General features: G+C 71.0%; 18 protein-coding genes. 6 read left to right on the top strand and 12 right to left on the bottom strand.

The genetic code is table 11. From position 1 onward, the window contains the following. Positions 1-10 precede the first annotated feature (10 nt). The 8 genes from ABD333_RS08480 to ABD333_RS08445 form a co-directional block, all read right to left on the bottom strand. Positions 11-793: a 3-hydroxybutyrate dehydrogenase gene (locus ABD333_RS08480; RefSeq protein WP_344539381.1), complete on the bottom strand. Its 783-nt coding sequence runs from the start codon at positions 791-793 to the stop codon at positions 11-13. After that, positions 790-1,809 carry a branched-chain amino acid ABC transporter permease gene (locus ABD333_RS08475; RefSeq protein ID WP_344539379.1) on the bottom strand — a complete coding sequence of 340 codons (1,020 nt, stop codon included), beginning with the start codon at positions 1,807-1,809 and terminating at the stop codon, positions 790-792. Before ABD333_RS08475 ends, ABD333_RS08480 begins: the two co-directional genes overlap by 4 nt. Next, positions 1,806-2,669, bottom strand: a complete 864-nt coding sequence (locus ABD333_RS08470) for a branched-chain amino acid ABC transporter permease (protein WP_344539377.1) — start codon at positions 2,667-2,669, stop codon at positions 1,806-1,808. Before ABD333_RS08470 ends, ABD333_RS08475 begins: the two co-directional genes overlap by 4 nt. An 18-nt stretch (positions 2,670-2,687) precedes the next feature. After that, the gene (locus ABD333_RS08465; protein ID WP_344539376.1) at positions 2,688-3,935 is read right to left on the bottom strand and encodes an ABC transporter substrate-binding protein; all 1,248 of its coding nucleotides are present in this window, start codon (positions 3,933-3,935) and stop codon (positions 2,688-2,690) included. Between the two features lie 11 nt (positions 3,936-3,946). Next, positions 3,947-4,639 carry an ABC transporter ATP-binding protein gene (locus tag ABD333_RS08460; RefSeq protein ID WP_344539374.1) on the bottom strand — a complete coding sequence of 231 codons (693 nt, stop codon included), beginning with the start codon at positions 4,637-4,639 and terminating at the stop codon, positions 3,947-3,949. Beyond that, positions 4,626-5,519: an ABC transporter ATP-binding protein gene (locus tag ABD333_RS08455; protein ID WP_344539372.1), complete on the bottom strand. Its 894-nt coding sequence runs from the start codon at positions 5,517-5,519 to the stop codon at positions 4,626-4,628. Before ABD333_RS08455 ends, ABD333_RS08460 begins: the two co-directional genes overlap by 14 nt. 282 nt (positions 5,520-5,801) lie before the next feature. Beyond that, positions 5,802-6,146 (bottom strand): VOC family protein, encoded by a 345-nt coding sequence (locus tag ABD333_RS08450; RefSeq protein ID WP_344539370.1) that lies wholly within the window; start codon positions 6,144-6,146, stop codon positions 5,802-5,804. A gap of 119 nt (positions 6,147-6,265) precedes the next feature. Then, positions 6,266-6,661: a VOC family protein gene (locus ABD333_RS08445; RefSeq protein WP_344539368.1), complete on the bottom strand. Its 396-nt coding sequence runs from the start codon at positions 6,659-6,661 to the stop codon at positions 6,266-6,268. A 261-nt stretch (positions 6,662-6,922) separates the two neighbouring features. Between ABD333_RS08445 and ABD333_RS08440 the strand changes: the two genes are divergently transcribed. Further along, the gene (locus ABD333_RS08440) at positions 6,923-10,021 is read left to right on the top strand and encodes a M14 family metallopeptidase (protein WP_344539366.1); all 3,099 of its coding nucleotides are present in this window, start codon (positions 6,923-6,925) and stop codon (positions 10,019-10,021) included. 256 nt (positions 10,022-10,277) lie between these two features. Here the strand turns inward: ABD333_RS08440 and ABD333_RS08435 are convergent, their stop codons facing one another. From ABD333_RS08435 to ABD333_RS08420, 4 genes are all read right to left on the bottom strand, one after another. After that, positions 10,278-10,982 carry a helix-turn-helix transcriptional regulator gene (locus tag ABD333_RS08435; RefSeq protein ID WP_344539365.1) on the bottom strand — a complete coding sequence of 235 codons (705 nt, stop codon included), beginning with the start codon at positions 10,980-10,982 and terminating at the stop codon, positions 10,278-10,280. Between the two features lie 30 nt (positions 10,983-11,012). Further along, positions 11,013-11,969 carry an alpha/beta fold hydrolase gene (locus tag ABD333_RS08430; protein ID WP_344539364.1) on the bottom strand — a complete coding sequence of 319 codons (957 nt, stop codon included), beginning with the start codon at positions 11,967-11,969 and terminating at the stop codon, positions 11,013-11,015. 112 nt (positions 11,970-12,081) lie between these two features. Next, positions 12,082-14,031 (bottom strand): PhoX family protein, encoded by a 1,950-nt coding sequence (locus ABD333_RS08425; RefSeq protein ID WP_344539363.1) that lies wholly within the window; start codon positions 14,029-14,031, stop codon positions 12,082-12,084. A 158-nt stretch (positions 14,032-14,189) separates the two neighbouring features. After that, complete coding sequence (locus ABD333_RS08420; RefSeq protein WP_344539361.1) at positions 14,190-15,212, bottom strand: PHP domain-containing protein; 1,023 nt, start codon at positions 15,210-15,212, stop codon at positions 14,190-14,192. Positions 15,213-15,295: 83 nt separating this feature from the next. On the opposite strand from ABD333_RS08420, the gene ABD333_RS08415 reads away from it, so the two are divergent. The 5 genes from ABD333_RS08415 (at position 15,296) to ABD333_RS08395 (ending at position 20,819) form a co-directional block, all read left to right on the top strand. Further along, positions 15,296-16,621, top strand: coding sequence for a sensor histidine kinase (locus ABD333_RS08415; protein ID WP_344539358.1), 1,326 nt, complete (start codon positions 15,296-15,298; stop codon positions 16,619-16,621). A gap of 36 nt (positions 16,622-16,657) precedes the next feature. Next, entirely contained in the window at positions 16,658-17,335 is a 678-nt protein-coding gene (locus ABD333_RS08410; protein ID WP_344539356.1) for a response regulator, read from the top strand. A 143-nt stretch (positions 17,336-17,478) separates the two neighbouring features. Continuing rightward, positions 17,479-18,471, top strand: a complete 993-nt coding sequence (locus tag ABD333_RS08405) for an alpha/beta hydrolase (RefSeq protein WP_344539354.1) — start codon at positions 17,479-17,481, stop codon at positions 18,469-18,471. Then, positions 18,449-19,663 (top strand): acyltransferase family protein, encoded by a 1,215-nt coding sequence (locus tag ABD333_RS08400; protein WP_344539353.1) that lies wholly within the window; start codon positions 18,449-18,451, stop codon positions 19,661-19,663. Before ABD333_RS08405 ends, ABD333_RS08400 begins: the two co-directional genes overlap by 23 nt. Positions 19,664-19,790: 127 nt before the next feature. Next, positions 19,791-20,819, top strand: coding sequence for an alpha/beta hydrolase (locus tag ABD333_RS08395; protein ID WP_344539352.1), 1,029 nt, complete (start codon positions 19,791-19,793; stop codon positions 20,817-20,819). Positions 20,820-20,952: the final 133 nt, after the last annotated feature.

Here is a 20,952-nt window from a genome sequence, read left to right as displayed (position 1 = left end):
CCGGCCATTGTCAGTGCGCCGTCCAGCCGCCGTCGATGGCGAACGAGGCGCCGGTCACCATCGCCGCGGCCGGGGAGCACAGGTAGGCGACCATCGCGGCGACCTCGTCCGGCTCGATGAGGCGCCGGACGGCCGCGCGGGCGAGCATGATCGTCTCCAGCACCTCGGCGGGCGGCAGGCCGTGCGCGGCCGCCTGGTCGGCGATCTGGGCCTCGACCAGCGGGGTGCGCACGTACGCCGGGTTCACGCAGTTGGAGGTCACGCCGTGGGCCGCGCCCTCCAGGGCGAAGACCTTGGAGAGCCCTTCGAGGGCGTGCTTGGCGGTCACGTACGCGGCCTTGTAGGGCGAGGCGCGCAGGCCGTGGATCGACGAGATGTTGACGATCCGCCCCCAGCCGCGCGCGTACATGCCGGGGAGCGTCCGGCGGGCCAGCCGGAACGGTGTCTCCACCATGATCCGCATCATCTCGGCGAACGTGTCGGGCGGGAACTCGGTCACCGGCGCCACGTGCTGGAACCCGGCGTTGTTGACCACGATGTCCGCGTCGCCGAAGTCCAGCGCGTCGACCGCCGCCATGTCCGCCAGGTCGGCGGCCAGTGCCGCCGCGCCGATCTCGGCGGCCGTCGCGCGGGCCACGTCGGCCCGGACGTCGACGATGGTCACCCGGGCGCCGGCGGCGGCGAGCCGGGCGGCGCAGGCGCGCCCGATCCCGCTCGCCCCGCCGGTCACCAGCGCCCGCCGTCCGGACAGGTCCAGGCCCTCCGTGGCACGCGCCGTGCTCGTCTCGGTCACCGCGCGGTCACTTCCTGCCGGTCGGGTGCCTGGGCCGGGCCGGCCTCGTCCGTCTCCGCCGCCGCCGGGTCGCCGCGGCGGGCGGTGCGGGCGGCGAGGAGGTCGCGGGCCGTACCCCAGACGCCGCGCCGGAAGACCAGCACGATCACCACGAAGATGCCGCCGGTGACCAGCCCGGTCTCGGTGAAGCCCGCGGTGGCCAGGTAGTCGTTCAGCTCGACGATCAGCGCCGCGCCGATCGCGCCGCCCCACAGCGTGCCGATGCCGCCGAGGACGACCGCCATCACGGCCTGGCCGGACGTCGTCCAGTACACCTCGTGCAACGAGGCGAAGCCGTGGCTGATGGCATAGAGCCCGCCGGCCAGTCCGGACAGCCCTGCCGACAGGACGAACGCCAGCAGCTTGTAGCGTTCGACCGGATAGCCGAGCGCCTGCGCGCGCGCCGGATTGTCGCGGATCGACACCAGAACGCGGCCGAACGGCGAACGCACGACCCGCCATACCGCGAACAAGCCGAGCAGAACGAACGGCAGGCCCGCGTAGTAGAAGAAGAACGGGTCCGACAGATCCACCCCGAAGAACTCCCGGGGCACGCCCTGCAGACCGTTCTCCCCTCCGGTCAGGTCACGCCATTGGTTGACCACGAAATAGACCATCTGGGCGAACGCGAGCGTCACCATGGCGAAGTAGATGCCGCGCAGCCGTACCGACAGGTAGCCGATGGGTACGGCGAGCACCGCCGCGAAAAGCGCACCGCCCAGCACCGCCACCGGGAACGGGACGCCCCAGTGCACCGCCATCAGACCCGCGGCGTACGCGGCGCCGCCCCAGAACGCGGCGTGCCCGAACGACAGCAGCCCGGTGAAGCCGAGCAGCAGGTCGAGCGCCGCCGCGAACAACGCCCAGCAGGCGATGTCCATCGCGACCGGCGGATAGATCACCCACGGCAGCGCGAACGCGGCGAGCAGCCCGAGCAGCAGCAGGACCGGCCGCGCGGCCAGCTTGGAGAGGATCACGACATGGCCTCCTCGCGGCCGAAGAGGCCGGCCGGGCGCCACAGGAGCACGGCGGCCATCAGGATGAAGACGAGCGTCTGCGACAGCGCGGGCACGTACAGGTTGCCGAGCGCCGAGACCAGCCCGATCGCGAAGCCCGCCGTGACCGAGCCGAAGATCGAGCCCAGCCCGCCGATCACGACCACCGCGAACACCGTGATGATCAGGTCGGCGCCCATCAGCGGATTGACCGCGCGCATCGGCGCCGCGAGCACGCCCGCGAGCCCGGCCAGCGCGATGCCGAAGCCGAACACCGGCGTGACCCAGCGGCCGACGTCGATGCCGAGGGCCCGGGTGAGCTCGGGCTTCTCGGTCGCGGCGCGCACGATCATGCCGACCCGGGTGCGGGTGAGCGCGAGCCAGACCAGCGCGCAGACCGCCAGCGACACCGCCAGCACGAAGACCTGGTACGCCGGGTAGGTGAAGAGCCCGAGGTCGAGCGAGCCCGACAGCGCCGACGGACGCGGGTAGGGCTGGGACTGCACCCCGTACCGGCTCTTGATCAGGTCTTGCAGGATCAGCGTGAGGCCGAACGTGAACAGGAAGTTGTAGAGCGGATCGAGCGGTGCGAGGCGCCGGACGAACAGCCGTTCCAGCACGACGCCCACCAGTCCGAGCCCCACCGGCACCGCGACCAGCGCGACCCAGAAGTTCACGCCGAACGAGTCGAGCAGGACGAAGGCGCCGAACGCGCCGAGCATGTAGAACGCGCCGTGGGCGAAGTTGACGACGCCCAGCATCCCGAAGATGACGGCGAGCCCCAGGGCGAGCAGGGCGAAGAACGCCCCGCCCACCAGGCCGTTGAAGGCCTGTTCGAGCATGATGACCTCCCGGACGGGCTAGAGCTTGCAGGCGGGGTCGGGCTTCTGGAACGCCTGGTCGGCCGGGATGGTCTTGAGGATCTTCTCGTAGTCCCAGGGCTCCTTGACCTCGCTGGACGGCTTGACCTGCGCGAGCGCCACGTCGTGCAGGAGCAGGTGGTCCTGGGCGCGGATGGTGGCGTTCTTGGCGAAGACGTCCTGGAATTTGTGGCCTTCGAGCTGTTCGACCACGTCGTCGGCCTTGTCGGTGCCGGCGCGCTGCACGGCGTCGAGGTACTGCAGCGCCGCGCTGTAGTTGGCGGCGTGCGCGAACGTCGGCCGCTTGCCCGTCTTGGCGAGGAACCTGTCGGCCCAGGCGCGGTTGCCCTGGTCGGCGTTCCAGTACCAGGGGTCGGTGAACTTCGTCCCGGCCAGCGCGTCGGCGCCCAGCGAGTGGATGTCGGTGAGGAACATCAGCCCCACCGCGAGCCCGATGCCCTTGTCGCGCAGCTTGTACTCGTTGTACTGCTTCACCAGGTTGACCAGGTCGCCTCCGGCCTGCATGGTGCCGAGCACCTGCGGCTTGGGCTTCAGGCCCGGGGCCTTGAGGAGGAACGTGGAGAAGTTGTCGTTCGGGAACGGCGCCGGGTCGCTCTTGACGATCGTGCCGCCCGCGCCCTTGACCGCCGCGGAGAAGCTCTTGTTCATGTCCTGGCCGAACGCGTAGTCCGGGTAGACGACGTACCAGTTCTTGGCGCCGTCCTTGGTCACCGTGTCGCCGGTGCCGTGCGCCAGCATGTAGGTGTTGTAGCCGTAGTGGAACGTGTACTTGTTGCAGTTGGCGCCCTCCAGCGCGGTGGTCGCGGCGCCGATGTCGAGGAAGACCTTCTTCTTGGTCTTGGCGATGTTGGCCACGGCCAGGGCCGCCGAGGACGTCGGGACGTCCAGGATCGCGTCGGCCTTCTGCCGGTCGTAGAGCTCCTGCGCCTTGGAGTTGGCGATGTCCGGCTTGTTCTGGTGGTCGGCCGCGATCACCTCGATCTTCTCGGCGACCGCCTTGCCGCCGTACTTGGCCTTGTGGTCGGCGACGGCCATCTTGACCGCCTCGACGCTGTTCTTGCCCGACAGGTCGGCGTAGACGGCCGACTGGTCGTTGAGGACGGCGAGCACCACCCTGCCGTCGCTGATCTTGCCGCCGCCCCCGCCCGGCCCGCCCCCGCAGCCGGCCAGCATCGTGCCCGCCGTGGCCACGGCGGCCACGCTGACCACATGTCCCAGCACCTTCATCCGCGTTTCTCCTAAATTCCGAGGTGTTCGAGGAGCTCGCCCTCGCGGGCCTTCATCTCGTCGTTGTCGAGCGATTCGACGATCCGGCCCTCGGCGAGCAGGTAGTGACGGTCGGCGACGGTCGCGGCGAAGTGCACGTTCTGCTCGATGAGCAGCACGGTCACGCCCTGCGCCTTGACCTCGCGGAGGATGTCGCCGATCTGCGAGACGATCAGCGGTGACAGGCCCTCGGTGGGCTCGTCGCACAGCAGCAGCCGCGCGCCCATGCGCAGCACCCGGGCGAGCGCCAGCATCTGCTGCTCGCCGCCGGAGAGCTTGGTGCCGGGGAAGCCGCGACGGTCCTTCAGGGCCGGGAACGTCTCGTACACCCGCTCCAGAGACCAGGGATCAGGCCCGACGCGGGGCGGGAGGGTGAGGTTCTCCTCGACGCTGAGCGTGGCGTAGACGCCGCGGTCGTCCGGCACGTACCCGAGCCCGCGCCGTACCCGCCGGTGCGGCGGCAGCCGCGTGACGTCCTCGCCGAGGAACGAGACGCGGCCCTCGGCGCGCCCGTGCAGTCCCATCACGCACCGCAGCAGCGTGGTCTTGCCCGCGCCGTTGCGCCCGACCAGCGTGACGATCTCGCCTTCGCGCACCTCCAGGCCGGCCTCGCGCAGGACCTGCGCCTCGCCGTACCAAGCCGACAACCCCTCAACCCGCAGCATGGGCGTCCCCTCCCAGGGCCTCGCCTCGCCCGGCCTTGGCTTTCCCGGACCTGGCGTCCCCGGCCCCGACGTCCCCGGCCCTGGCTTCCCCGGCCTTGGCTTCCCCGGCCCTGGCGGCTCCTCCGGCCTGCGCCGGTGCCTCGCCGAGGTAGGCCGCGATGACACGCGGGTCGTCGCGGATCTCGGTGTACGGCCCCTCGGCCAGCACGCGCCCGTTCTGCAGGACGGTGACCCGGTCGGCGAGCCGCGAGACGACGCTCATGTTGTGCTCGACGAGGACGACCGTCCGGCCTTCCCGGACGCGCTGGACGAGGTCCACGGTCCGGTCGATGTCCTCGACGCCCATGCCCGCGGTGGGCTCGTCGAGGAGCAGCACCCGCGGGTCGAGCGCCAGTGCGAGCGCGAGCTCCAGGGCGCGCTTGCGCCCGTACGCCAGCGTGCCCGCCGGAAGATGCCCGTGCGCGGCGAGGCCCACCTGGTCGAGCAGTTCGGCGGCGCGCGCCGAGAAGCGGTCCAGCGCACGCTCCGAACGCCAGAAGCGCCAGGTCAGGCCGGTGCCGCCGGCGAGCGCGAGCTGCAGGTGCTCGCACGGGGTGAGCTGCGCGAACAGGCTGGTGATCTGGAACGAGCGGGCCACGCCGAGCCGCGCCACCTGCTCGGGCCGCCGCCCGGTGAGGTCACGGTCGCCGAGCCGGATCCGGCCCGCGCTCGGTTTGAGAAATCCGGTGAGCAGGTTGAACAGCGTGGTCTTGCCCGCGCCGTTCGGCCCGACCAGCGCGTGCACGCTGCCGTCGGCCACGTCGAGGTCCACGCCGTCCACTGCGCGGAACCCGCGGAATTCCTTGACCAGGCCCTGTGCACGCAGAACAGGACCGTCCATGCGGCCTCCTCCGGGTAGCGGGTGCCCCGGAGCCGGAACGCCGGGGTGGTGTGACGCAGGACACTAAGTCCGCTCCCCGGACCGTTCCATGTGGACGGTCCACACAATCGCGCGGCGCGATGCGGGTGTGACCCACACCACACCCAGGTCAGAACGCGATCCACACCTCGCGCACTCCGGATATGTGGATCAACCACGTATCAGCGGAGCCGCTCGTCTGAGGCCTGGACGTCTCCCACACCCGGACGCGCCGTCTTATGGTGATCGGCCACGTGGCCGGTGTCAGTGGTCTGACGAGACGCAGAACTGGTTACCGTCCGGGTCGGTCAGGACCGTCCAGGTGAGACCGGGGACGGTGTGGGTGCCGACCTCCCGGGCGCCCAAGGCGGTCAGCCGCTCGATCTCCGCGGCACGGTCGGCGGCCTTGAAGTCGGCGTGCCAGCGGTTCTTGCCGGGCGTCGGGTCGTCCACCCGCTGGAAGCCCATGGTCAGACCGCCCGGAGTCGACAGCGCGACATAGAACTCGTAGTCGGCGGCGATCTCGCCGCCGGTCGCCGTCGCCCACCACTCCGCGAGCGTGCGCGGGTCCTGGCAGTCGACCGTCACGGCCACGATGGACATCGGCATCGGGGGTCCCCCGTTCGTCGGTGTTCGCCGGTGTTTCCCCTGGTGACACGATACTCAGCCGGGCCGCGGGGCCTCCGCGCGGGCGGAGGCCCCGTGCCGCGGCGGGTGACCGACTGTGGTCAGGCGGTCGGCAGCGGCGGCGTGAACAAGCCGAACCGGTTGCCCGCCGGATCGACCACGTACGCGTATCTGAGGCCGGAACCGGTCGCGGTGACCGGCCGTTCGACCTTGCCGCCGAGACGCTCAGTGCGTTCGCACATCGCCGCCACGTCCTCGACGAGCACCAGGAACAACGCCTGGTCGTCGACGCCGTCGGCGTACGCCGCCGAGCCGCCGTACGCGAGACCGCCGCTCGGGCCGTCGGCGCCGGGGTAGCTGATCAGGTCATACCCGTCCTCGTCCGGGTCGATCTGGAACCGCCAGCCGAACAGGTCGCCGTAGAACCGCCGGGCGTCCTCGGGCGCGTCGGCCCCCATCTGAAACCACGCGACGGTGTTGAACGTGGGAACTGTCATTGGTCTCCTCCACAACGAGTGACATCGCCGTTCGCGGGACCCACCCTCCAACGCCGTCGCGACAACCCCCTGTCGGTGTTTCTGTCAACGTCTGGCCGTCATGCGAACCACCACCTCGACACTGGCAGATTTGAACAAACCACCCATAAGGCATTGACCACACTTACCGCCTCTAGCACGCTGACGTCGTCTGAGGAGAGCCACGTGCGCCCCCGCTCGGCCAGCGACTCCTCAATCCCCTTGAGTGCCAATGGAGGCGCGATGAGGCGCAGAGTCACCTCATTCTTCGCCGCGTTGACCCTCGGAGCCGGAATGGTGGCGGCCGTGCCCGCCGCCACCGCCGCGCCCGCGGGTCCGACGCGTGCCAACGACCGGATCGAGGTGTTCACCGGCCAGCTGACGGTGGACCATGTCAAGAAGCTGCGCGAACTCGGGCTCGACCACGAGGACATCTCCCTGGGCAAGGCCCAGGGCGGCAAGGTCCCGGTCGAGGTCGTCATGAGCAAGGCGCAGGGCGAGGCCCTGCGCGCCAAGGGCGTGCCGCTCCAGCTGAAGAAGGTCAAGGGCAAGACGGCGAGCGAACGCTCCAGGACCCTGGCCGCCCAGGCCAAGGTGTTCCGGCCGTACTCGGGAGCCGGCAACCTCCGCGAGGAGATCGTCAAGGCGGCGGCCGACCACCCGAACATCGCCAGGTCCGTGGACATCGGCAAGTCCCTCAAGGGCCAGCCGATCACCGCGGTACGGGTCACCAAGGGCGCCCGCACCTACCCGATGCGCGGCAGCCGCCCCTCGGTGGTCTTCCAGGCCGCCCAGCACGCCCGTGAGTGGATCACGCCGGAGCAGGTGCGCCGGACGATGCACCACTTCCTGAACAGCTACGGCACGGACGCCGAGATCACCAAGCTGGTCAACACGACCGACATCTGGTTCATCCCGGTGGTCAACGTCGACGGCTACGACCTCACGTTCAACCCCGACTACCGGATGTGGCGCAAGAACGTGCGCGACAACGACGGGGACGGCCAGATCACCAACGCCGACGGCGTCGACCCCAACCGCAACTTCCCCTACAAGTGGGGCTACGACAACGAGGGCTCGTCGCCGCAGATCGACAGCCAGACCTACCGGGGCAAGGCGCCGGGCTCCGAGCCCGAGACGAAGACGCAGGACGCCTTCATCCGCAAGCTCAAGCCCAAGCTGATGGTCAACTACCACTCGGCCGCGGAGCTGCTGCTCTACGGCGTCGGCTGGCAGCAGCAGACGCCCAGCCCGGACGACAAGGTCTTCGAGGCGCTGCTCGGTGACGACGCGAACCCGGCGGTGCCGGGCTACGACCCCGACCTCGGGGCCGAGCTCTACATCACCAACGGCGACACCGACGGTCACATGGGCGAGCGCCACGGCGTGCTGACCTACACCCCGGAGATGTCGACCTGCCAGACGATCAGCGCCATCGACCCGAACGACCCGTGGCGGCCCGAGGACTGCGCCAGCGTCTTCCACTTCCCGGACGACGAGAAGCTGATCCAGCAGGAGTTCACCAAGAACCTGCCGCTGGCGATCGCGACGGCCAAGTCGTCGCACAGCCCCGACAAGCCGGTGTCCGTGGTCGGCAAGACCACGCCGGACCTGGTCGCCGACGCGTTCCCGGTCTCGCACGGCCGCAACCAGCCGGTCGCGGTCACCGCACGCAAGTCGCTCAGCGCGAAGACCATGCGCTACAGCGTCAACGGCGGCCGCACCGTGACCACCGGGGTCCGCGAGTGGAAGGGCGGCGAACGGTACGGAGACGAAGGCCGCCACTACTACGGCGAGTACCGCGGCACCGTGCGCGGCACCAAGGCCGGTGACAAGGTCGAGGTCTGGTTCGAGGCCCGCAACAAGGGCACGAAGGTGAGCAGCCAGAAGTTCACCTACACGGTCGCCTCCGACATCGGCGGCAAGGTGCTCGTGCTCGCGGCCGAGGACGTCACGGGCGCCAGCCCGGCCCAGGGCGTCACCCAGGCCAAGTACACCGGCGCCTACACCTCCTCGTTGACGGCGGCGGGCCACAGCTCCGACGTCTACGACATCGACAAGAACGGCCGCAAGGCGCCGCACCACCTCGGCGTCCTCAGCCACTACAAGGCGGTCGTCTGGGAGACCGGCGACGACATCATCCCGCGCAACGTCGGCCAGCCGGGCGGCACCGCGGCGAAGCTCGCCTTCGACCTGGAACTCAGCGTCCGCGACTACCTCAACGAGGGCGGCAAGCTCCTGCTCACCGGCAAGTACGCGGGCTTCGCGCAGGGCGCGGACGGCTCGTACTACTACGAGCCGGACGTCCCGGCCCAGCCCGAGTGCGGCACGCCCAGCGACCCGCCGTGCCTGCCGATGTTCAACGACTTCCTGCAGTACTACCTCGGTGCCTACAGCTACATCAGCGACGGCGGCACCGGGCAGGACGGCAAGCCGTACCCGGTCAAGGGAACGGCAGGGAAGTTCAACGGCTTCGCGGCCCCGCTCAACGGCGGCGACTCGGCGAACAACCAGGACCACACCGGGTCGTTCCTGAGCACGTCGAGCTTCCTGCCGAAGAAGCAGTTCCCGCAGTTCGCCTCAAGCGCCCCGATCAAGTGGGAGCGTCCGGGCGGCGCCCCGTACGACCCGCGCACCGGCTCCTGGTACGTCTACAGCGGCCAGGCCGACGTGTCGTACAAGCGGCTCACCCGCACCGTCGACCTGACGGGCAAGACGGACGGGAAGCTGACCTTCCACTCCTCCTACGAGACCGAGCCGAACTGGGACTACCTGTTCGTCGAGGCCCACACCGAGGGCCAGGACGACTGGACGACCCTTCCGGACGCCAACGGCAACACCCAGCAGGGCACGGGTGAGAGCTGCGCCGGCGGCTGGCGCGCGATCCACCCGCACCTGAACCACTACCAGGGCCAGGACTGCTCGCCGACCGGCACCACCGGCACGTGGCACGCCGCCACCGGCAAGTCCAACGGCTACAAGGAATGGTCGATCGACCTGACGCCCTACGCGGGCAAGAAGGTCGAGATCTCCATCTCCTACGTCAGCGACTGGGGCACCCAGGGCCTCGGCGTGTTCCTCGACGACGCCAAGATCACCTCAGGCGGCGCGACCCTCGCGGAGACGTCCTTCGAGTCCGACCTCGGCGGCTGGACCGTCGCGGGACCGCCCACCGGCTCGGCCCCGGCCTCCAACGACTGGGCCCGCAGCCAGCGGGCGTTCGAAGAGGGCGCCGGCGTCACCACCAGGGACAGCGTCTACCTCGGCTTCGGCGCCGAAGGCCTGTCCACCGAAGCCCGCAACGACTTCGTAAAGCGGGCCATGAAGCACCTACTCGGCTGACCTGATAGCCCCAAAGCGGCCCGTCCAGCATCCGGCTGGGCGGGTCGCTTGGCAATGACCGGCTCAGCCGACGCGCGAGCGCGTTACCTGAGCCGGAGCGAGCCGCCAGGCGAAGCTTCGCGCGAAGATCGCGAAGCGATGTCGCGCTCGCCTGCTTTGCGGTTCGGGGACCGAGCCGCCAGGCGAGGTCCCCGAGGCCGCGGAGCCGTGAACACAGCGGCCCGTCCAACAACCAGTTGGGCGGGCCGTTCGACGTTCAGATGAATTCCAGGGCTCTTACTACGGCGTTGGGTGGGGTTTCGGTGATGTCTTCGAAGCTGCGTTCGGGGGCGGTCTCCTCCAGGAGGGCGGCGCGGCGTACGCGGTCGATGCGGAAGACGCGGGCGTCGCCGCGCAGGCGGCACCAGCCGATCAGGTACCAGGCGTGGGTGCCGCCGGTGAAGGCCACCGGCTCGACGTCGCGTTCGGTCTCGGTGCCGTCCTTGTCGATGTAGGCGAGCCGCACCACGCGCCGGGTGGACACCGCCTCCTCCAGGACCGCCGGGACCGAGGCGGGCTCGTCGTCCTCCAGCGGGGCGAGCAGGCGGATGCGTCCGGCGAGCTCGCGCGCGGACGCGCCGTCGGCCGCCGACATGGCGGCGACGATCTTTTGCAGGGCGGTGCGGGCGGAACGCGAGAACGGCGAGCCCTCCGCGCGGCCCAGGCTGATCGCGACCGCCACGGCCTCGGCGGGCGTGAAGTTGAGCGGCGGCAGCGTGCGACTCTTGTCGAGCGTGTAGCCACCCGCCCGGCCCACGTCGGCGTAGATCGGCACGCCGCCCTGCTGGAGAGCGGCGAGGTCGCGTTCGATCGTGCGCACGCTCACCTCGAACCGCGCCGCGAGCGCTCGCGCGCTGACCCGGCGCGGGGCACAGGCTCGCAGGTGTTCCACCAGTGCGTACAGGCGGTCGGTCCGGTTCACCCCGCGACAGTACACCGGGGGTCTGACAGTTCAGAGCGAGCGCAGGAAGCCGATCAGGGCCTCGTTCACCTCGGTGGGGCGTTCCTGCTGGGTCCAGTGGCCGCACCCGGGCAGCCAGATGGTCTCGCGCAGGTTGGGCACGAAGTCGGACATCCGGTCGATGGTCTCGCGTGCGCCCGGCCCGGCCGCGACCATGTCGCGGTCCCCGACGATGTAGAGGGCGGGCGGCGTGATGGGCGCGCGGTGCCAGGCGGCGGTGAGCTCCCAGTTGCGGTCGAGGTTGCGGTACCAGTTGACCGGCCCGGTGAAGCCCGTCCCCTCGTACTCGCGGACGAACGTGTCGACGTCCTCGGCGGTCAGCCAGTCCGGGTACTCCTCCGGTTCCGGGCACACATCGATGAAGCCGCCGCCCTCGGGGACGATCGGGACGAGGGGCGGCGCGTCGCCGGACGCCGCGTACAACATCCGCCGGAACGTCGCGGCGGGGTCGCGCTCGAACTCCACCTCGGGCACCTTGGGCTGCTGGAAGTAGACCATGTAGAAGCCGTCGCCGAGGAGCTTGCGCATGGTGGCGACCGGCGGCTTCGAACCGCGCGGCCGGTGCGGCACCGACAGGCACGCCACGCCTCGTACGAGATCGGGCCGGAGCTGCGCCGTGGCCCAGGCGACCGGGGCGCCCCAGTCGTGGCCGATGACGCCCGCTTGATCCTCGCCCAGCGCCTCGATGAGGCCGACCGCGTCGCCCACCAGGTGCAGGAGCGAATACTTGTCGGTCTCCTCGGGGCCGCCCGTGCGGGCGTAGCCGCGCTGGTCCGGAGCGACCGCGTGGAAACCCGCCTCAGCCAGGGCGGTCAGCTGGTGCCGCCACGAATACCAGCACTCGGGGAAGCCGTGCAGCAGCAGGACCAGCGGCCCTTCACCGGCCTCTGCGACGTGCATCCGCAGGCCGCTGCTCGACTCGACGAACCGGTGGGTGATCTCGGTCATCCGCGCCGTCCTTCCGTACCGGGTGCGACGGTGCCGACGCTACTCCGGCCTGGTGAACGAACCGCGGGCCGGGCGGCTGAACGCTGCCCGGCCCGCGGTGGAACGGCGGGGATCAGGTGCCGATGACCCCGCCGTCCTTCTTGCGGATCACGACGGTGGCGGCGCGGGGACGGCCCTGCGGGTCGTACTCCGGCCAGTTGCTGACCGCCCGCGGGTTCTCGGGGGTCGGCGTGCCCCAGGCGGCGGTGCTCTCACCGGGGTGCTGGACGTTGATGAACAGCGACCGCTGGTCGGGCGAGATCGTCCAGCCGGTGATCTCGGCGCCGCGCGGGCCGACGAGGAAGCGGCGGATCTCGCCGGTCCTCGGGTCGGAGGCCAGCATCATGTTGTTGCCGATGTTGTCGTAGCCCTTGGCGGCGAGGTTCTGCGACGAGTTGGAGATGTCGGTCTGGATCCACAGCCGGCCGGACCGGTCGAAGCCGATGCCGTCCGGGGAGCCGTGGATGGCGTCCGGGCCGAGCTTGACCGTCTTGTCGTACGCCGGGTCGCCCGCGAGCTCGAAGATGTCCCAGTGGAACGTCAGCGCGGTGTTGTCGCCGTGCTTCTCGCGCCAGCGGACGATGCTGCCGTACGGATTGGGCTTGCGCGGATTGACCTTGCCGCCGTTGCCCGAGCCGTTGGTCAGCGTGAGGTAGACGTCCTTGTTGTGCGGGTGGACCGCGACCCATTCGGGCCGGTCGAGCTTGGTGGCGCCCACGGCGTCGGCGGCGGTACGGGTGCGGATCAGGACGTCGGCCTGGTCCTTCCAGCCGTTCGCCGCGGTCAGCGGGCCCTTGCCGAAGACGAGGGGCAGCCAGGTGCCGGTGCCGTCGTCGTTGAACTTGGCGACGTAGAGCGTGCCGTGGTCCAGCGGGCTCTTGCGGCGCGCGCGCAGGCGGCGCCAGGGCTCGCTGCTCACGAACTTGTAGACGTACTCGCCGTCCTGGTCGTCACCGGTGTAGACGACGACGCGGCCGCGCGACTCGGTGACGGTGGCGCTCTCGTGCTTCACACGGCCGAGCGCGGTGCGCTTCACCGGAGTGCTCTTCGGGTCGAACGGGTCGATCTCGACGACCCAGCCGAACCGGTTGGCCTCCTTGGGGTTGGCCGCGATGTCGAAGCGCGGGTCGGCCTTGTGCCAGTTGTACGGCGCGCTGCTCGCCTGCACGCCGTAGCGCTTCTGCTCGGCGTCCGGCGTCCATCCGGCCTTGTCGGTGCCGAAGTAGCTGTTCCAGTTCTCCTCGCAGGTGACGTACGTCCCCCACGGGGTGTAGCCGCTGGAGCAGTTGTTGAGGGTGCCGCGAACCGGCCCGTTGGCGGCCAGCTCGGGGTGGTTGGCCTTGACGGGGCCGGAGAAGGTCATCGGGGTGTTGCCGTGGATGCGGCGGTTGTACTTGGAGTCGCGCAGCCGCCAGCCGCCCCTGTGCCGGGAGACCTTCACGACGCTGACGCCGTGCGCGTGGAGCGCCTTGTCGACCTTCTCCTTGCTGACGGTGGCGCCGCCGTCCTTGTAGAGCAGGGTGGTGTCGACGTATTCGTGGTTGAGCACGAGCAAGCCGCTGTCGCCGCCGCGCGACATCGGGAAGTAGTGCATGCCGTCGTGGTGCATGCCGATCTGCTGCGCCTGGTCGGCCGCGGTGTTGGACGCGTCCTTCTTGAACGCGGGGCCGCCGGCGCGGATCGGGGTGCCCCACGGGATGAGCACCTGGGCGGTGTAGCCCTCCGGCACCGTCAGGGTGTCGGCGGAGTGGGGCGGCACCGCCTTGAAGCGCAGCAGCCCACGGCCCCGGCCGGAGGCGCCGGCGGCGGTCACGGCCTGCGCGCTCTTGCCTCCCGTGGCCTGTGCGACGCCGGCCACGGCACCGGTGCCGAGGAATCCGGCCGCGGCCACGATCCCTCCGGTGCGGAGCACCCCGCGACGGGACAGCCGCCGCTCCACGACGTCCTGGAACGCCTCGTTCCCCGAGGGGTTGGAGGGCAGGTCGTCGGGGTCTACAGGGGAGCCGGCGAATGCTTCGGACATGGCATGACCTCGTTCAGAACGTTCTCGCGGTACGGCGGTCGCCGGACCGAACAGCCGACAGTGTGCCGAGGGAAGACCGTCACTTGAGGGACACACAGGTGAATAATCAGGCATTTCACCCAGACAACCGAGAGTGCTCAGAAGGCGTTCACCTTCTGTTAGCTGCGAGTCCAGCCCAGCAGCTCGTCGGCGCTCAGGGTGTTGACGATCAGGTCCGGGGTCACGCCGCAGCGGGCGGCGCGGTCACAGCCGAACGGCTGCCAGTCGAGCTGGCCGGGCGCGTGCGCGTCGGAGTCGATCGAGAAGCGGCAACCCGCCTCGACCGCGAGGCGCAGCAGCTGCTTGGGCGGGTCGAGCCGCTCCGGCCGCGAGTTGATCTCCACCGCGACGTCGTACGCGGCGCACGCGTCGAACACCAGGGCCGCGTCGAACTCCGACTCCGGCCTGAGCCCGCCCCGCTTGCCCCCTGCCTTGACGATGCGGCCGGTGCAGTGGCCGAGCACGTTCACCCGTGGGTTCCCGATCGCCGCGACCATCCGCTTGGTCATGCCCACCCTGTCCATGCGCAGCTTGGAGTGCACGCTCGCCACGACGACGTCGAGGCGGTCGAGGAGCTCGTCCTCCTGGTCGAGCGAGCCGTCCTCCAGGATGTCGACCTCGATGCCCGTCAGGATCCGGAACGGCGCGAGCTCCTCGTTCAGTTCGGCCACCACGTCCAGCTGACGCCGCAGCCGGTCCGGCGACAGGCCGTTGGCCACCTTCAGCCGGGGCGAATGGTCGGTGAGCGCGAGGTACTCGTGCCCCAGCGAACGAGCCGTCTCGGCCATCTCCCGAATGGGCGAACCACCATCGGACCAATCGCTGTGAGTATGCAGATCCCCCTTGAGCGCAGCCCTCAGCGCCCCCGCAGCCTCGTCCACCGGCTCCCCTTCGGTGGCCTCCAGCCGCCTCAGATAGACGGGCACCTCACCACGCAGCGCCTCCTCGATCACCAGCGCGGTCACCTTGCCGATGCCGGTCAGCCCGGTCAGCGTGCCGTTGCGCGCGTGCCCGGCCAGCTCGTCCGGCGGCATCCGCTCAACCAGGTCGGCCGCCTTGCGGAAGGCACGGACGCGGTAGGTCGGCTCGTGGGCGCGTTCGAGGAAGAACGCGATCCGGCGCAGCGCTTCAACGGGCTCCACGACCGAGACCGTACCCAGGTATGACTCCGGTGTCGCACCACGGTGTCATTCGGCCCCGGCCGATCCCCCTCTAGCCTGGGCATATGTCCAGTGAGAAGTCCGAGGAGCACGGCTTGGCGCAGACCGCCTGGCTCGTGGTGCGGCCGGTCATCACGGCCGCGGTGGCCGGCAAGGCCGATCCTCCGCCCGCGAACCCGCCCTGGCCGGTCGGGTTGCGCTGGACCCGGCGGATCGGGATCGGGCGCCTGCCCTTCGGCGTGCTGGCGCAGCTCACCGACCTGGGCATCGCGATCGCCATCTTCTTCGGCTCGTACTCGGTGCTGACGAACGCGGCCCACCAGAAGGACCCGGGCTACACCAACCCGGCGCTCTTCTTCGTCATCGCGCTGACCGCCGCCCTCCCGCTGGCGCTGCGGCAACGCCATCCGCTCGGCGCCTGGCGCATGATCGCGCTCTCGATACTGTTCGGCACCCCGTACGTCGACGACTGGATGACCACGCCGTACCTGCCGGGCGCCGCCATCGCCGCGATCCTGGTCCTCTACTCGGTGGCGGTGCGCTGCGAGCGGCACATCACCGTCGGCGTCGGGCTGATCTCCATCTTCGGGATGTGGGCGCTGTCCGCCCGGACGGCGGGCGGTGCCACGGTGGTGGCCCTGCTGCCGCTGCTGGCCGGGTTCCTCGTACGGCAGCGCGTGATGGCCCGCCGGGAGCTGCAGGAACGCGAGGCCGCCGCCCGGCGTGAGCTGGCCGAGCAGGAACGCCGCCACCAGGCCACCGAGGCGGTGCTGACCGAGCGGCAGCGCATCGCGCGCGAGCTGCACGACGTCGTCGCCCACCACATGTCCATGATCGCCATCCAGGCGGAGGCGGCGCCCTACAAGGTCACCGAGCTGCCCGACGAGACCCGCCGGGACCTCTCGGAGATCCGCGCCACCGCCCTCGACGCGCTCACCGAATTGCGCCGCATCCTCGGCGTGCTCCGCCAGGAGGAGGGCGCCGAGACCGCGCCGCAGCCCAGTCTCGACCGGCTGAACGAGCTGGTCGGCGGCGCCCGCGGCGCGGGCCTCACCGTGACGGTCACCGAGACCGGCGACCGGCGGCACGTGCCCCCGGGTTACGAGCTGACGGTCTACCGGATCGTTCAGGAGGCGCTCAGCAACGCCATGCGGCACGCGCCCGGCTCCACGGTGGCCGTCGCGATCGACTTCGCGGCGGACGCGCTGCGGGTGAGCGTGGTGAACGAACCGCCGCCGGACGGCCGCAGGCCGCAGGAGCCGCCGCCCGGTGGCGGGCACGGGCTGGTCGGCATGCGCGAGCGTGCTGCCATGCTGGGCGGTGAGCTCAGCGCCGGGCCGACGCTGAACGGGGGCTTCGCCGTGGACGCGACGCTGCCGACCTCACGATGAACGAACGAAGGGATTCTGCGGGATGAGGGCGACACCGTGAGCATCAGGGTCGTGATCGTCGACGACCAGGGCATGGTGCGCACCGGCTTCGGCGTGCTGCTGAACGCCCAGCCCGACATCGAGGTCGTCGGCGAGGCGGTGAACGGCGAGGAGGGACTGCGCCGGATCGCCGAGCTGCGGCCCGACGTCGTTCTCATGGACGTGCGGATGCCCGTCATGGACGGCCTGGAGGCGACGCGGCGCCTGCTGTCCGCGGAGGGCACGGCCGATGGCGAGGCGCTGCCCAAGGTGCTCATGCTCACCACGTTCGACCTGGACGACTACGTGTACGAGGCGCTGCGCGCGGGAGCCAGCGGCTTCCTGCTGAAGGACGCCTCCGCCACCGAGCTGTCCGACGCCGTGCGCGTCGTGGCCGCCGGCGACGCGCTGCTGTCCCCGTCGATCACCAAGCGGCTGATCTCGGAGTTCTCCCGGCTGGGCGGGCCGCGCCCGCCCGGCCGCAAACAGCTCGACGAGCTCACCGAACGCGAGACCGAGGTGCTGGCCCTGGTCGCCCGCGGCCTGTCCAACGGCGAGATCGCGGTCGAGCTGGTGGTGGCGGAGCAGACCGTCAAGACCCACTTCGGCCGCATCCTGATGAAGCTCGGCCTCCGCGACCGGCCCCAGGCGATCGTGTACGCGTACGAGGTCGGCCTCGTCACTCCCGGGTCCTAGGGCTCCCCGCCTCCTCCGGTAGCACCCGTCACCCCTCGGTCGTACGGGCGAAGACGGCTCTCCGGGTTGATCTGCGTTACAACGGCCTCTCCCTACCTTCCTGAGCAGTGGGAAATACCCGCTGACCAGGAAGGACGTGGAAGATGGGCCGCCGCTCGACGCGCCAGGAGAGTTCCGCGCGCAGGATTCTGCTCGTCGCCCTGGCGATCCTGACCGCGTCGACGCTGACCAGCGGCGCGAGCACCCCGGAGCCGTACGCGGCGCCCGTCGCCGCCGTGGCAGAGAGCCTCTCCCCGCCCGCGCTCGAAAGGCGCTACCAGGCCGTTCGCGAGGACATCGGCGCGGCGCTCACCACCGCGCGGCGGCTGGGCGACGACCAGCGGGTCCGCGTCCTGTCGGCCTTCCTCGGCTCCGGCCGCCGCTTCCTCACGTTCGACGGGCGCGGCGACGGCAAGGCCGTCGAGGTCCACGGCGACCTGGCCCGCGCCGGCCGGATCGCGGTCGTGGTCCCCGGCGCGGACGGCGAGCTGGACAACTACGACAGCTGGAAGTTCGCGGGCGGCGGGGCCAAGGCGCTGTACGGCGAGATGCGCAGAACGGCCCCGGGCGAGCGCGTCGCCGTGGTCGCCTGGCTCGGCTACGACTCCCCGTCCGTGCTCAGCCCGGTGATCCTCACTGACGGCCGGGCCGGCGACGCCGCCCGCGGGCTGCGCCGGTTCCTCGCCGAGCTGCGCGAGGTGAACCCCGCCGCCCGGTATTCGCTGCTGGCCCACAGCTACGGCTCGGTCGTCGTCGGCAAGGCCGCCGCGAAGGACGAGCTGGCCGTGGACGAGATCGCCGTGTTCGGCAGCCCCGGCACCTCCGTCGACTCGGCCGCCGACCTGCGGACGCGGGCCCGGGTCTGGGCCGGGCGCTCGGCCGGCGACTGGACCGAGTACGTGCCGAACGTCGAGTTCGCGGGCGTGGGCTTCGGCACGGACCCGACGGACGCGCGGTTCGGCGCCCTCCGCTTCGACGCCGGGAGCGGCTCGCACAGCGAGTACCTCAAGCCCGGCAGCCCCTCACTCCGCACCCTCGCGCTCATCGCGCTCGGCCACGACCCGGAGGCAGGCCATGCTCGACACCAGGACGCGTGACCCGCGCGGCGGGCCCGCCACCACCCGGCCCGCCGGCGGCGACGCCACGCCCGCCGGTCACACCGCCCGGCGGGGGCTGGTGGCCCGGATCAACGCCGCCACCCCGCCCGGCCGCGACCGCGCCGTGGACGCGCTGCGGGCGTTCGCCATTCTCGGTGTGATCCTCGGGCACTGGCTCGTCACGGTGTTCGTGCCGAGCGGCGACGGTCAACTGGCCGTGACCAGCCCGCTCGCGTCGATGCCCGCGTTCGCCCCGGTGTCCTGGGTGCTCCAGACGCTGGCGGTCTTCTTCCTGGTCGGCGGCTACACCGCGGCCAAGGGACACCGGTCCGGCGAACCGTACCTGCCGTGGCTGAGGCGCCGCATGGCACGGCTGCTGCGGCCCGTACCGGTGCTCCTGCTCGCCTGGATTCCGGCGACGGCGGCGCTGTGGCGGGCCGGCTATGAGCCCGAGACCCTGCGGTCGCTGGTGAAGCTCGTGCTCAGCCCGCTGTGGTTCCTGGCGGTGTACGGCGCGCTCACCGCGCTCACGCCCGTGATCATGGTTGTCTGGCGGCGCCTGGGCGTCCGGGGCGCCGCGATCCCGGTGGCGGCCACCGCCGCGATCGACCTGGCCAGGTTCGGGCTGGACGGTCCGGCCTGGCTGGGCTGGGCGACCGTGATCACCGGCTGGCTGGTCCCGTTCTACCTCGGCATCGCCTGGGCGAACGGGCAGGCGACCTCCCGGCGCACCGCCGTGGCCCTGCTGGGCGGAGGCGCGGTCGCCACCGCGGGCCTGATCATGTACGCGGGCTACCCGGCGAGCATGGTCGGGGTGCCGGGCGCCGCGATCTCCAACCTCAACCCGCCGACCCTGGCCGCGGTGGCCTTCGGGATCGCCCAGGCCGGACTGGCGCTGCTGCTGCGGCGTCCGCTGGCTCGCTGGATGGAACGGCCCCGGGCCTGGGCGGCGGTCGCGCTGGCGAACCTCTCGGCCATGACCGTCTTCCTCTGGCACCAGACGGCGATGATGACGATCACGGTCGGTGCCGCCCTCGCCGCCGGCACGCTGCCGGGCCTTCACTCCGTGCCCGACACGCCGGAGTGGCTTCTGGCGCGGCTGCCGTGGCTGCTCGCCTTCGCCGCCGCGCTGGCCGGTTTCTGGGCGCTCGCCCACCGGTTCGAACGGGGCGGCCGCAAGACCCGATCTTGATCCCAACTTCGGGGCCTTCGCGTACATCCAACGAGAAGGCCCCTACGCCATGGGGGCGATCCGAGACACGCACGCCGACCCCCGGTTGCGCGGACCATTCGCCGCCATCCGGTAGAAACGACGGACCATGCCGCCTCGTACGACCGCCCCCCGCGGAGTCTCCCCACGCCGACGACGGCTCAGGCGCGCACTGGCCTGCGCGGTCACCATCACCGGCGTCCTCCTGACGACGGCGGGGACCGGCCACGCCGACCCGTACGCCGCGCCTCCGGAGGTGCCCTCGATGGCGCCCTCGACGCTGGACGCACGGTTCGGCATAGAGCGGCAGGCGATCGAGCAGGCGCTGGAGACCGCCCTCTCCGTGGGCGACCGGGAGCGGGCCAAGGCGCTCGGTGATCTTCTGCGGCCGGGCCGGAGATTCCTGTATTTCGATCCGCGCGGCCGCGGCCGCGCCATCGAGGTCGTCGGGGACCTGACCCGTGCCCGCCGGGTGGCGGTGGTGGTCCCGGGCGCCGACTCCACCCTGTCCGACTTCGACTCCAAGGCGGGCAGACCGTGGTCGGCCCCCGGCGGCGGGGCCCGCGCGATCTACGATCAGGCACACAAGATCAATCCAGCGCCCGGGCTGGCCGTGGTCGCCTGGCTGGGCTACGCCTCGCCCCGGACGTTCAGCAGCGACGTGCTCACCGACGACCGGGCAGGGCAGGGCGCCGTCGAGCTCAGGAGGTTCCTGGCGGGGCTCAACCGGGTCAACCGCACCGCCAGGGTCAGCCTGTTGTGCCACAGCTACGGTTCCGTGGTCTGCGGGCGGGCGGCCAAAACCGGGGCGCGAGCGGCCGGCGACGGCTGGCGGCAGGTCACCGACATCGCCGTGTTCGGCAGTCCCGGCACGACGGCCTGGTCCGCCTCCCGGCTCAGCCGCACCGCCCGGGTATGGGCGGGGCGCGGCACCACCGACTGGATGGAGGACGTCCCGCACGTCCGCATCTTCGGCCTCGGGCTGGGTCCCGACCCGGTCTCGGCCCGCTTCGGCGCCCGCGTCTTCGACGCCGGGTCCGGCGGCCACAGCGACTACCTGGCCCCGGGCTCCCGTTCGCTGAGGAACCTCACGTACATCGCGATGGGTGACGCGTCCCACGTCACCAGATCCGCCTGAAAATGCTCACCTCGTGAGCAGAAAAGCCTGGTGTGGCAGGAATTTTCGGTGTCCGGCCGAGCAGATTCCGGACGTCCGGGCTTCCGACCACTACCGGCCGTGAGCTCGGCGGATTTTCGGCAGGCCGCCCCGG

The organism is Actinomadura fulvescens (assembly GCF_039533225.1).
In the GTDB taxonomy this organism is placed as follows: Bacteria; Actinomycetota; Actinomycetes; order Streptosporangiales; family Streptosporangiaceae; genus Spirillospora; species Spirillospora fulvescens.
This window is presented reverse-complemented; position numbering and strand designations above follow the sequence as displayed.